The organism is Mycolicibacterium frederiksbergense (assembly GCF_012223425.1).
Classification (GTDB): Bacteria; Actinomycetota; Actinomycetes; order Mycobacteriales; family Mycobacteriaceae; genus Mycobacterium; species Mycobacterium frederiksbergense.
In genome coordinates, this window is record NZ_CP038797.1 from 153,572 (window position 1) to 166,015 (window position 12,444).

The 12,444-nt window shown below is 63.6% G+C and carries 11 protein-coding genes; 2 read left to right on the forward strand and 9 right to left on the reverse strand.

Annotated features, from left to right (window positions below; all coding sequences use genetic code 11):
- Nucleotides 1–120: 120 nt before the first annotated feature.
- The 4 genes from EXE63_RS00875 to EXE63_RS00890 form a co-directional block, all read right to left on the reverse strand.
- Nucleotides 121–402 (reverse strand): hypothetical protein, encoded by a 282-nt coding sequence (locus EXE63_RS00875; RefSeq protein WP_168140414.1) that lies wholly within the window; start codon nucleotides 400–402, stop codon nucleotides 121–123.
- A 79-nt stretch (nucleotides 403–481) separates the two neighbouring features.
- A complete protein-coding gene (locus EXE63_RS32655; protein WP_234904104.1) occupies nucleotides 482–859 on the reverse strand; it encodes a hypothetical protein in 378 nt (125 codons plus the stop codon).
- 323 nt (nucleotides 860–1,182) lie between these two features.
- On the reverse strand, nucleotides 1,183–1,491 hold the full coding sequence (locus EXE63_RS00885; RefSeq protein ID WP_168140415.1) for a DUF4031 domain-containing protein: 309 nt from the start codon (nucleotides 1,489–1,491) through the stop codon (nucleotides 1,183–1,185).
- Nucleotides 1,492–1,549: 58 nt separating this feature from the next.
- On the reverse strand, nucleotides 1,550–2,002 hold the full coding sequence (locus EXE63_RS00890; protein ID WP_168140416.1) for a hypothetical protein: 453 nt from the start codon (nucleotides 2,000–2,002) through the stop codon (nucleotides 1,550–1,552).
- A 259-nt stretch (nucleotides 2,003–2,261) separates the two neighbouring features.
- On the opposite strand from EXE63_RS00890, the gene EXE63_RS00895 reads away from it, so the two are divergent.
- Both EXE63_RS00895 and EXE63_RS00900 read left to right on the forward strand, forming a co-directional pair.
- Nucleotides 2,262–2,615 (forward strand): hypothetical protein, encoded by a 354-nt coding sequence (locus EXE63_RS00895; RefSeq protein WP_168140417.1) that lies wholly within the window; start codon nucleotides 2,262–2,264, stop codon nucleotides 2,613–2,615.
- A 574-nt stretch (nucleotides 2,616–3,189) separates the two neighbouring features.
- Nucleotides 3,190–3,498, forward strand: coding sequence for a hypothetical protein (locus EXE63_RS00900; protein ID WP_168140418.1), 309 nt, complete (start codon nucleotides 3,190–3,192; stop codon nucleotides 3,496–3,498).
- A 143-nt stretch (nucleotides 3,499–3,641) separates the two neighbouring features.
- Here the strand turns inward: EXE63_RS00900 and EXE63_RS00905 are convergent, their stop codons facing one another.
- The 5 genes from EXE63_RS00905 to EXE63_RS00925 form a co-directional block, all read right to left on the reverse strand.
- Nucleotides 3,642–4,490, reverse strand: coding sequence for a type IIL restriction-modification enzyme MmeI (locus EXE63_RS00905; RefSeq protein WP_366515270.1), 849 nt, complete (start codon nucleotides 4,488–4,490; stop codon nucleotides 3,642–3,644).
- On the reverse strand, nucleotides 4,475–6,376 hold the full coding sequence (locus tag EXE63_RS00910) for a DNA methyltransferase (protein ID WP_168140420.1): 1,902 nt from the start codon (nucleotides 6,374–6,376) through the stop codon (nucleotides 4,475–4,477). Before EXE63_RS00910 ends, EXE63_RS00905 begins: the two co-directional genes overlap by 16 nt.
- Entirely contained in the window at nucleotides 6,373–9,675 is a 3,303-nt protein-coding gene (locus EXE63_RS00915) for a helicase-related protein (RefSeq protein WP_168140421.1), read from the reverse strand. The genes EXE63_RS00910 and EXE63_RS00915 overlap by 4 nt, the downstream gene beginning before the upstream one ends.
- Nucleotides 9,676–10,225: 550 nt before the next feature.
- Complete coding sequence (locus EXE63_RS00920; RefSeq protein ID WP_168140422.1) at nucleotides 10,226–11,956, reverse strand: ADP-ribosyltransferase domain-containing protein; 1,731 nt, start codon at nucleotides 11,954–11,956, stop codon at nucleotides 10,226–10,228.
- A gap of 212 nt (nucleotides 11,957–12,168) precedes the next feature.
- Nucleotides 12,169–12,423 carry a hypothetical protein gene (locus tag EXE63_RS00925; protein WP_209999685.1) on the reverse strand — a complete coding sequence of 85 codons (255 nt, stop codon included), beginning with the start codon at nucleotides 12,421–12,423 and terminating at the stop codon, nucleotides 12,169–12,171.
- Nucleotides 12,424–12,444 lie beyond the last annotated feature (21 nt).

Here is a 12,444-nt window from a genome sequence, read left to right on the forward strand (position 1 = left end):
GAGCCGGCGGTCGCTGGAGCCGAGCGCCCGTCCTACGCCGGGGACGTGTCATCGACACTGTTCAAGGGCCGTTTCTCGCTCGGGCAGGTCCAGGCCGGGCCGCTGGCGCGGCGCGACTCTTCAGACCTCTTGCTCGACGACCTCGATGTTCTGCGCGGGCTCCCATGCGAGTTCGTCGCCGGTGACGGGGCCACCGGAAGCGAACCCGTAGACCGTGTCGCCCGGCATGCCGGCATGGCCGTCCGGACCTAGGCCGAGCGCCGATCGCGGCTTGAATCCAGTCAGGGCGCCGTCGGCCAAGAGCGCTCCTGCTTGGTCGCGCACGCGGACATGCTGGCCGGTCCAGGTCTCGAAGTCTTCCTTGAGCTTGGTCCGATAGTCAGATGCTGAGTACTGCGTCATTTGCCGACTCCTTCCTGCAGCTCCTGACGCTGCCTCAACTGCCACTAGATTCCGTAGTTTGCTTGTTCTACAAAGTGTTTCAGATCTTGGTCCCGGTTCGGGTGCTCGGCGGGCCCGTTCGGCCCGTTCGGCCCGTTCTCTGGGAGTCGGCACTCCGTGCAGATGCCGGTGTGGTCGTCGTAGGTGGCCTGCCACGCGCACGGCCCGTGCAGGGTGTCGCATGCCTGGTAGTCGGTGCAGCCACAGCTTCGGCTGCGTCGCGGAGGTCCTCTAGGAGCGCGAGGTCGGCGCGTGATGCGACGCCGTCCAGGCTTCCGGAGCGAAGGAAGTTCTCGGTGTCGAGTCGGCCGGTGGACAGGCCGTCGAACACCTTACCCGAGGAGTACACGACCCCGGAGAGGTCGGCGACGGTGAGCGTAGCCATGGTGCGCTCCTTTCCGTCGCGGTCGTTGTCCATGCTCATTATGGTAGTCGATTATTGCGGCTTTGGCCCACCATTTTCTGTAGTCGTTTATTATTGGCCTATGCCGTCCCCTGGGAGGCCGCCCCTTGAGGCGGGCAAGCGCCGAGCAGCTCCTGTGCCGGTCCGATTCACCGAGGCCGAACGCGCTTTGGTCGAGTCGGCAGCCCAAGCGGATGGGCAATCGTTGTCGGCATGGGTGCGAGACCGCGCTGTCGTGGCCGCCAAACGGCGTGCACATAGAGGCGGTTCGGCGGGCGACTGATGGCGATGTCTCGGGACGTGGGCGACACGGGAATTACCCCCGTCACCCGCGATCTTCAGGTGCGTCGCGGGCCCTGGGTGGGCGAGGCGCATTGCTGCATCTTGCGTTCGGTGAACTCCAGCATTTCGGCGCTCAGGCAGCCGATCGGCACGGCGCCGAGTTCTATGGCTTTCTCGCGCATCGAGTCGGTCACGTCGTAGTGCGACTCCCACGTCCCAGGCGTCTGCGCCCAGGCCGGCTTCAGACCGAGTTTGGACGCGAACTCATTCAGCTCGTCGTCGGTGTCGGCCATCAGGTGTGACCACCGCGCGCGGACCCTGCCCACCTTGGCCGGCAGCCTCATGTCGTCGACGTACACAGTCATCGGGCGCCCGACGTTGCAGTCCCGGGAGTGGCAGTTCCCCTGCGGGGCTGAGCGTTTCTCATACCTTCCACCACTCCTCCAAGCGTTTCTTGTTCTCCGCTGTGCTGGCGCGGCGCTGGCTGCGTTCGTCCTGTGCGTGGCGAGCGTCGAGGATCCGGCTCTGTAGCCATGTGATGCTGGTGAGCGCCTGGCTGATGCGTTGCATGTGGGCGTCGGTGAGGCCGGACAGTTCGCCGGCGGGTGTGTGTGTCGCAAGGACGAGTCTTCCGCGTAGCAATGGCACGTTGCGTGCGCTGAATTTGGTTGTTGCGAGGAAGATTTCGGTGGCTTTGCGGTTGACTCCCTGGTGCCCGGGGCTGGTTGATGGGGTGAACCAGAAGTCGATTTCGCCGTCGGTGCTGGTCAGTGTTTCGAGGTGGGTTTCGCGGATCAGGTCGGCGATGTCGGCGGTGCACTGCAGGTGGTGTCGGTAGAGCGTGCCGTTGTGGCTGGCATGGAGTACTTGGAGCATGGCGGGGTCCCTCGTCGGTCGGCTTTCCTCAGTAGCTAGCACGGTAACTCTGATTGATGACACGGTGGCCGATCGCTGTGGGACGTGCTGTTTGCGCTGGTTGTGGACGCTCCGGGTGGTCAGTCCGGCAGGAGTGTGGCGGCGGGGGACCCCGTAGCCAATCCGTCGTCCAGCGCCCCGGGGTGATGTTCTTCGGGCCGGCGGCCTGATCGACAAACTCGACCAGTTCCACAGGCACTACATGTCTTAGCCAGGAGGGATGATCGACACCATGACCGTCACGACATCACGCGCTGGGGACCTCGACGCGGTCCGCGCTTTCGCCGAGTACTTCGGATACACCGAGATCCACGACAGTGGCCCCTGCATTGACGGCAGGCTCGTCATCTTCGGTGATGCCGAGTACGCCGCCGATTACCTCCACGGCCGCGGTGTCCTCGGCGCGCGGCTCGATGTGAACTTCGACAGACGCGGCGAGGTCGACTCTGCCCGCCTGACGGTCGACAACACGCGCGTCGACGAGGTCGCCCGCGGGAAAGGCAGCTCCGGGGAACGGCTGGTCTGGACAGCGCAGCTGTTAATCGAGAATCCGGCGAAGCAAGTTGCTCGCTGAAGGGACCGAAAGAGACGAAACCCTATGTCACGCAGATTTACTCATGCTCCGGATGGTGGTTTCATTCCCGGTGCGCTCTGCGAGGAGCCGACAGGCGACGTGTCGATAAGCGAGTGTGGCGTCGACTGCACTGATTGCCTCGATCAGCTTGAGGCGTCGCCGAGGACTTTTGCCCAGCTCGCTCGGCCTCTCCAGGATCTGAGGGGTCTCGGTGGCACCACCACGCACGCACGGCTCTTGTTGAGAAGCTCTGATCCTGCGACCCGTTAGAGGTGAATTGTGGCCGGCACATGTGAGGCTGAGTTGTGTCCGATGTGGGGCGGCGATGGCTGCCTCTGCGACGTCTTCGGCCTCGATCCGGCCGATCCTCCTCGCAATGGGGTGTTCTCGGTGACGATTCCGAATTCCGACATGGTTCCACAGGACTGAGGATGGCTGCTCGCTCGCTCGCTCGCTCAATCAGCGGGGGGACGTGTCATCGTCGCTGTTCGTGGGCTTGCGCAGAGGCGCTGATAAGCCCGGTTATCGGCGGGGCGTTGGCCTGCGTTGCTGCCGCGGTGCTTGGCTGAACGACATGACCGAAGAAGCGTTGTTGGAGCAGGCTCGTCGAGCTGCCGCCGAGCTGGATCGTCGATGGTTCGCCGACTTCGCGGAGATCTGCGATTTCGCCGAAGTCCTCATCGCTCTGGACTTCTTGCCCGCGCCCGGCGATGTCGTGGAGTACTTCCGCAAGCCGTGGCGCTACACCGTCGAGCACGAACTGTGGGAGCGGTCCGGGCGGCCATCGGATGTTGATGGGGCTGTCGGTGAGGTGCTGGTTGCGCTTTGGGATGCCGGCGGCCGCGGCGATGCAGCGCTCGTGCTGGCGCCCGATCGCGTTTGAGCTGCGTTGATGCCATATCCCCTGCCCGGGCGGCCCCTCGCTGCTCCTTTATCCGACTTCTTGGGTGCCGCGGCGGCCGCCCGTACGAGGCTAGCCTGCCGCACAGCTTGGTAGGCCCCTGGGTGCCTGTTCACCTGCTCGACTTAAAGCCGCTTAGTGAGTCGGCGGTAATGGCTGAAGAGGACGTCTTGGCGGTCGAGTTCTGGGATGTCTGGATCCTTGACGCCGAAGACCTCGTCCACGATGTGGTCGAGTCGCAGATGCGCCTGGCGGAGGTCCTCGGGGAAACTCACGGGGTCGTACATGTCGGCTAGCGCCATGTTGGTGAGTTGTGCGCGAACGGTCAGCACCTCTGCCCCTGCGCTGATGATCAGCTTGCGCCGATCGTCGTTGATGGTGGGGAGCGGGAATGTGTTCCATGCGAGCAACTTGTTGAACCGTAAGTCGGATTTGATGCGGCCGCCGACGGTGCGCTGCCAGGTCATGAACATCGTCGAGGAGATCGCAGCGAAGATGAAGCCGTCGGGGTCTGGGGAGAGGAAGTTGGCGTCGCTGCAGATGACGTCGGCACCGTAGCGTTGCGCGAGGAAGTACGGGTAGTTCTCGCTGATGTGGCGTGGGATGCAGAGGTAGGCGGCGTCTGGTTGGGACACCTGCCGGAACTCATGAGCTGTTGATGCGGCGTCCCGGGTGGACGCTGCTCTACTTTTTGAGCGGAACTGCCGGGCAGCGGCGACTCGTTCTTTCAGGACTGGGCTGCGTTCGAGGTCTTCATCATCGGCGTCACGGAGCCAGAGGCAGTGGCGCATGGTGTCGTGGAGCAACTCCCGCGCTCCGACGTAGCGGCGGACGTACTTCGCGGCGATGGGATCGTCCATCACGGTTTGGTAAGCGTCAGGTTCGACAATGAGGTTTCCCCCGTCGGTCGGTTTGTTGCCGTATGCGACTGCGCCGATCTGTGGGTTGAGGGGGTTGGTTACCGGTTCGACCAATACGTAGGGCCGTCGGTGAGGTACGGAGTGATGTTGGTGACGCCAGCTCGTTCAACGGGCGCTGCGCCAGCACTGGGATAGTCGAAGAGCCGTGGTTCAGCGACTTTCTTGGCGAATCCGATGATGATGCAGTGCACGGCCGCTCTGCCCGCCGCCTCCGAAGTCCACGGAAATGTTCTGTGTGCGAATTTGATTCGCCACTTATGTTCGGTGATTCTGCGGAACAGGGGGGCGACCGCTTCGCCTTGCAGGACTGAGTTGGTTGATACGAAGGCCCACAGACCGTCGTGGTTTGAGAAGTAGTCGACGGCCTTCGCGTACCAGCCGGTGACGTAGTCGAGGGTGCCGTGGTACCCGGTACCCCATACGGCTTGCAGCTCCGCTGTCTGTTGGGCTGTGCGCTGGCTGATGCCGAGGAATGGTGGGTTGCCCGCGATGATGCTGTTCACTCCAGCAGGCATGACAGTTTCCCAGTCCAAGGTGAGCGCGCTCTGCACCACAATGCGAGTCTGAGTCTGGATGGGCAGGCGGCGAGGCGCTTCCCCGAAGCGTTGCTTGAGTTTGAGGTCGCACTGCCGGTTGGTTAGGAACATGGCCGTCTCGGCGATGCGGGCGGGCCATTCGTCGACCTCGATGCCGTGAAAGTGGTCGAGCGTGACTTTAAGGGACAGAGTCGGGTCGAAGGACAGTTGGTTGTCCCCGCCGAGTTCCTGCAATTGCTCCATGATCTGCAGTTCGAGATCGCGGAGTTCGCGGTAGGCGACGATGATGAAATTTCCACACCCGCAGGCGGGATCCATGTAGCGGATTTCTCCAAGCTTCTTCCAGAGCTTGTTCAGTAGCTTGGCGGCGTCAGGATGGTCGCGCGCGGTGCCGAATTCGGCTCGTAGCTCGTCGAGGAACAACGGGTTAAGGGTCTTGAGGATGTTGTCCTCGGCAGTGTAGTGCTCACCGAGTTCGCGGCGAGTCTGGGCGTCACGCACGGATTGGAACATCGACCCGAAGATGGCTGGGCTGATCGTCGACCAGTCGACAGCACACGCATCGAGGACTGCGTCGCGGAACTCTCTATCCAGGGGAGGGATGGTGACCGGCTCGTTGAAAAGGCCGCCATTGATGTAGGGCACAGTGCGGGCGACGGTTGCGTTGTTGAGGTCGGCGAAGAGGTCGTTCAATTGCTCGGCCAGGGTTGCGCCATCAGGGGTTGTTTCGCGGTGAATGAAGTCCCGGAACGCATCTGGTTCTCCGTCGGGCTCCCACATCTCGGTGTCATCGCCAAACATCAGGAACAGGATCCGCGCCAGTGTTACCGAGATCTCGTGTTCGAGTTTCGGTCGGTCTGCGTTGTGGGGGTACGCGCGTTCGAGCGCTGTGTACATGCGGGCCATCAGTTTTGATGCCCGGCGGGATTCGTTTCGCGCTTCGATGTCGAAGGCGTCGCGTACACGCGTAAGGAGAGTGTTCGCGTCGATCTCCCGGTCGAGGGGAAGCTGGATAGCGGCGAGTCGCGATTCGAATGGCGGGTCGGGGTTGCCGTTACGGTGACGGTGGCGTGTGAGGCGGGTGGCATTGGCGTTGTCGGTGCTTCGCCGAGCGGGCCAGCGCCACACTTGTTCTGCTTCGTTGTGGAAGATGACGAGTCGGTCGGTGGTGGTCTTGGCGATGGCGCGGTCGATCTCGGCCTCGGTGCGGGAGCCGGGAATTCCGTCGCATGCCCATACGCGGATGCCGCGGTAGGAGGCCACGTTGGTGACCGTATGAGTTTCGCCGGCTGCGGCGGTGACGCTGACCGGTGGGTGGTCGGGAGCGTTCCAGTTCAATTCATGAAGAAAGAGATCCTGGTGGCGATTCTCGTCGGCAAGGGTGATCAGGTTGGCTGTACTCATGCGTCTTTGACTCCAATTGAGCACACCAGCTTGATGTTGTCGATGTCGGTGGAGCGAATGACCAAGCGGTCGTCTCGGTGTAGCTGGGTGATGAGATCGGCGAGGTCGTCAAGGCTGTATCGATTTCGGCGGGCCTGGGTGAGCCGCGCTGTGGCGTGCTCGGTAAGCGGGCGCTCCTGAAGTGCGTTGAGCGCGTCCGAGGCTTGCTCGAACAAGGTGTTACCCCCTAGGCGCTCCCATACCCACTTACGGATTCCCTTGAGGTTGCCGGCAGCCAACGCTTCTAGCGTTAGTGGTCCCTGCAGGAGTTGGCGTTCCAGCTCGAAGTGGTCTGGGCGCACTTCTGCGGTGGGGGTGTCGACTTGGGCTTGGAACATGCGCATCGCTTCGAGGGGTGTCAGCAGTTGGTGGCTGACCGCGCCGGAGGGGTCGAGGGTCGCTGAGGCGAAGGCCTCCACTCCTGAATCGGTCGAGACGAAACAAGCGACGCCTCCGCGTGATTCGGTGAGGTACTGGTCGCGACTGGAGTGGAGCAGGTCTTGCATGGCGAGCACCTTGGCAGCGATCTGGGGATGCTTAGTTTGGGCGTTCGACCATGCCAGCCACGCTTCGCTTACCGCGTCCGCTTCGCCGTCGACATCTTCGGCGTCCTCGGAGACCTTGCCCTTGTAGAAGTCGTCGAGGATCTTGATCTCCGCGGGCCCACCGAAGAACTGCTCGTCCGAGCCAAAGGCCTCCGCCGACGCTCCGAGTCGGGACTTGATGCGTTGGCGGAGGTTGATCTGCTGTTCGATCTTGTCGTGGCTGATCAGGTACACGTAGACGGTGTCGGATTTCTGACCCACGCGGTCGACGCGGCCGGCGCGTTGGATGATTCGAATGATGGCCCAGGGCAGGTCGTAGTTGACCACGATGTGGGCATCTTGGAGATTCTGACCTTCGGAGAGAACGTCGGTGGCTACCAGTACGTCGATCGGGTCTGCTTCTGTCGTGTCTGGGGCGGGTTTCCCGGGGACGGTGTTGGATTGTGGGGAGAAGCGGATCGCCATCTCGGCTGGATTGTCGGTGTTGCCCGACACCAGTCCGACGTTGGCTATCCCAGCTTCGGTCAGCGATTGAGCGATGTAGTTGGCGGTGTCGACGTACTCGGTGAAGACCAGCACTTTGTCGCCCGGGTGCTCGTTTCGTAGGAGATCAACGAGGGCGTTGAGTTTGGAATCTCGCGATGGGTCCCAGCTACCGAATCGGTCCAGTAGCAGCGAGATTCGTTCGTTATCGCTTTCAAGGTCGCGGCGCAGCGCGGGCGTGAACACGGCACTGTTGATCCATTTGGTCTTACCCGGGGCGCTATTGCGTAGTTCTTCATACCGGCTGGTGAGTGAGCCGTGTGTGACAGCGGCTTCCTCAAGGTCCTCGTCGGTTACGTTGAACTGCTTGTCGGTGAAGCTGCCCACTGGGATCGGCAGTTGCTCGTTGATGGCGTGAATGAAGAGTTCGTTGCGTGCGCGCTGCCTTTGCAGCGAAAGGATGAACGAATGTCCCGATGAGGACAGTCGCTTGAACAGGCCGGTGCGGACGAATCCGCTGACATTGCCGCGGCCGGAGCGGATGTCGGCGAGAGCGGCGGTGTCGGTGATCGTGTGCGTGGCGCGTGGGTTGTCGTAGTCGGCGAGGCGGTACCTGGGCAAGGTGAGCGCCTGCACGGTGTTCAGCGTGGTGTCGTCTTCCATGAGTGCAGCTGGGTCATCGGCGGCGAAGTCATGGCTGCGTGGTCGCGCGATGCGTTGTGGGAAGTAGAACTTTTCACCGTTGGCGAACTGAAGAAACTGGCGTTCTTGTTGCGTGCCGTCCGGCAGGCTGATGACTTCCGTTGCTGCGGTGCGCTTGACGAAGCTTCTCGTGCGCCTGACTAGGTGGTCGCTCATGAGACGGCGCCAGTCCTCGGCGTGTTCAGAGCGTCGGAAAGCCAAAAGGGTGTTGATTTTTCCGTCTACCTTGTCCCGAAGGCCTGGTTCGGCGACTAGGGCCGCTGATGGAACGATGCCGAGGTCCTGGTCGTCGTCGATGTACAGGCCGATCTGGCTTGCGACGTCGAGGAAGGCGAGGTTGTAGGGCGTGGCGGTGAGCAGTAGGACCTTTGATGCGTTGCGGCGGATGTAGTCGTGAATAGCTTGGTAGGCAACGGTTCCGCTGTTGCGCAGGTTGTGTGACTCATCGCAGATCACCAGGTTGAAGCGCTTCATCTCTGGTAAGACCTTGTCGACCATTGAGTACGGGACAACTCGGCCGTTGAGGTCGTACTCTTCGATGTAGCGGGTCCACATCGGTTCCAGTGTCTTGGGGCAGAGCACAAGCGTCGAGTAATCCTCTGCAGCTTGCAGCATCAAGGCGGTGGCGATTGCGGTGAGTGTCTTGCCCAATCCGACGACGTCGCCGAGCATCGTCCCCCCGCGGCTGACGATTCGCCGTGCCAGTGTCCGCACAGCGCTTTCCTGGTAGTCCAGCAGCAGCGTTCGCATCGATTCGGGAAGCACATACCCCAGGCCGTCTCGCGCGTCCTGGGACAACGCGTGGCAGACCTTCAGGTAAACCTCGAAGGGGGTGGGCTGGAGTTCTGCAGCCCACGACTCGGCGATCAGTTCGATGATCTCGGAGCCGATCTCCAGTGAGTAGCGATCGTCCCATCTGGCCTGGAACCAGTCGGCGAGCTTGGCGCTGGCGTCGGAGTCTTGGACGTCGATGTTTAGTTCGAGATTGGTGGTCAGTCCTGCGTTGGTCAGGTTGGATGATCCGACGAATGCCCACCTCGAATGGTGCTTCTTGCTGGGTGTTTGAAAGAGGTAGGTTTTGCCGTGCAGCGGCTTCTCGGTGAAGACCTTCATCTGCACGGCGCCGCTCTCGAGTTGGCGCTTCAACGTCTGCAGGGTCTGCTGCCCCTGTTCAGTGGCCAGACCGCGCATGAGCTGGTTGCGCAGGTGGTTGACGAGTTGATCTCGGCGCGCTCGCGCCTTACCGGCGTCGTGTATCTCGGCCCCGTAGGGGACGGGTTGCACTTCGTGCTGCAAGGAGTCGAGGATCTGCTGGGAGTCCGACGGCGCCACCATTCCGACCAGGATCCTGGCTACGGGGCCGGCCGCGCCGTTTGCGGACTTGTCTTCTACGAGGTCGGCTAGACCAGCCCAGCCCCGCAGGTCTAAGTATCCGGTTGCAACGTCGAACGTGTCGTACTCCTGCAGCGCCTCACGAAGTGCAGGTCGTAGCCGCGTCTGGGGTGCAAGGTTGTCATAGATGTTCGGCATTCGACCCCTCGGTACGGTGTTCGCCTAGTGGCCGAGTGCCAGCCCAAGACGGATCCAGATTAGCGGTGCTCGGCGTTCTTATTCGCGAGGCCAAGTGTTCGAGTTGCAAGCGCGGACGCTTGCCTGCGGGGACGTGTCATCGTCAAAGGTAGGGGCACTTTCTGGTGGCCGATCCTTGCAGCCGGCTGTAGCCCGCAGAGTGGAGGTGAAGCGGGCCCCTGCGGGCCCGCTGGAGTGGCACAGGCAGGCGCCCAAACGTTGGATGGCAATGCGCCCGGGTGACCCACCGTCACCCCGTCTGGCCCGCCCCACGTTCGTGGAGGCCCTCGGCGAGGTGTGGGTCGCGCTTGCGGGATGCCGGCCGCCGCGGCGATGCTGCGCTCTTCTGAAGCCCCAAACCACGGTTGACCTCGCGAGATGGCACTTTCCCCGCTGCCGTGGGGCCCTCGCTCTGCTCCTTCGGCCCCTCTGGGCCGCGGCCACGCCGCGCCGGTGGGCTGCTGCTCACTCGTCGAGCCGCATAGGTACGGGGACGTGCTATCGGGCCTGCTCAGGAGGCTTTTTGGGCGCGCTCTGCTGCTTCGGCTTCGGCTTCGGCGACCAGGTCTTCGGCAACCAGGTAGACGGTAGGTCGGTGTTCCACGCCGGCTGCGTCGACGCGTACGCAGCGCAGCGCTGTGCCGGGCGGGATGATCACCTCGTCTTCGCCGGCGTTGGCGGAGATCGCCTTGACTGGCAGGCCGTCTCTGGTGCGGATGACCATCAGGTAGGAGCCGGGCTCGCGGTCGGCGAACTTGGTGGCGGTGGTGGTGCGTGTGGTGGCCGAGGCGACCTGCCCGAGTTCGACTTTGGCGCCGATGGGGAATGCGGTGGCGAGGTAGTCGCTTGGGGCGGTGGCCCATTCGGAGGGGACATGGGTGCCGCGGACGACGGTGACGGGTTCGCGCATCGTGTTGTGACGGGCGTATTTGTCGAAGGCGCTGCGCAGGTGGGTGCAGGTGTTGGCCACTGCTGGGGATGGTGTGGTGGTTCGTCCGGTGAAGACGTCGTTGATCTGGATGTAGGCGCCGGAGCCGATGTGTCGGCCGCTGGTGTAGGTGCGCAGTGCGTCGCGTTCATCGGTGGTGAGGGCGGTGTTGACGAAGCGGGAGTGGGCCTTGGTGAGTTCGGCGATGTGGGTGGGTCGCAGGGTGCCGTAGACGTCGCGTAGGCCCCACGATGTGAGGTCCTCGCCGCGGCGGCGGATGACGGTGTAGTCGTCGACGGTCTCGGGCCCGTAGGCGCGGAGGCCGTTGCGGGCCATGGTGGTGTGGGTGTCGGCGCCGATGCTGGGGGCCGGCAGGACGTGGTGGGCGAAATGTGGGATGTGGGCGCCGCCGCGGGTGGGTGTGCCCAGGGCGTTGCGGTAGGCGGCGGTGTATGCGGCGTCTGTGTCTTGGCCGGCCGGTTCGGCGGCGCGGCGGGCGGCGTCCCCGGCGGCCTGGGCGGCGATGTGCTGCTGGTGGTGGCGGTGTCGTGTTGTGGCGTCGAGGATTTCGTTGTGTAGCGGTGTGGCGGCGGCGGCATCGACGATCTCCTCCCGGGCATGGGTCAGGCGTTCTGCCAGAAACGCTGCCTGCTCGTCGGGGGTGGTGAGCTGGCCGTGGGCCGCCCGTGTGGCCAGCTGCAGCGCCGTGTCGGCGCGGGCGCGGTGCGCCTGCTGCTGGAGATCGTCGATGCCGCCAGGGGGTTGGCCTATGGGGGTGAGTGCGGGGATTTGGTTGGCCTTGGTGAGGGCGGTCTTATACTTGGAGGCTGTGGCGATGGTGCGGTAGGCCTCGCCGTCTTGGTAGGCGATCGCGTAGTCGCCGCGGCGGGTTCGGTACACCGCGGTGTTGGCGTCTAAGCAGGTCGCGCGCATTGTGTCGGTGCCGTGGGGGCGGTGGATGGAGATCTCGGCGTGCTCGGCGATCGTGGTGTCGCGTGGGGTGTCGGCCAGCTGCAGTGTGGGTGTGGCGGCGAAGGCGGCGTCGACGGCGGGGCGGATCTGTTGGCGGCGGGCCTCTGCGAGTGCGTCGATGTCCTCGGGGGTGAAGCCGGCCAGCAGCTCGTCTCGCTGGGCCGGTGGGAGTGCGGTGGCGGCGCGGTGGCGGTCGGTCGCGTCGTGGGCCGTCAAGGCGTGGTGCAGCTGCTGGTGGCGCGCGTCGAGGGTGTGCGCGGCGGTGGCGGACTTCTCGTAGGCGGCGCGGGTGTCCCCGGAGCAGCGCCGCGGACCGCCGGGCTCGGTGGTGGCCAAGCACATGGGAGATCAGCGCCTGGTTGCGTCGATGTCGCCGGGCACCAATTGTCGACTCCTTTTGCGTGTTCGTCGTAGTTCATTCGGGTAGTACCGGCGACACGCGCTTGTTCCGTCACCTTGGCCTGTAATTGGGCGTTGTCGGGGCCCGGGGATGTCGGTTTGCGCTGCTAGCGTTGACGACACGTCCTCACCCCCGAGGACGCGCGTTGCGCCCCCTAGCCGCTCCTCCCCCTGCGGCTGGGGGCGCGTTCGTTTTCAGATCCCCCAATGGGCACGTCGTCGTCGATCTCGCCCTGCTTCACACCGCCGAAGTTGATCAGGTCGAACAGTTCACGCTCCTGGTCGAGTGTGGCGAAGTGGCCCTCGGCGACAGCGATCGGCACGTTCCGAACGCCGCGCTGCTGAGGCAGCGTGAGATCTGCGAAGCACACCGACCCGGCGGCGTCGTCGTCCCACCATTGGCGGGGCACGCTGAACTCGTTTGCGACGAA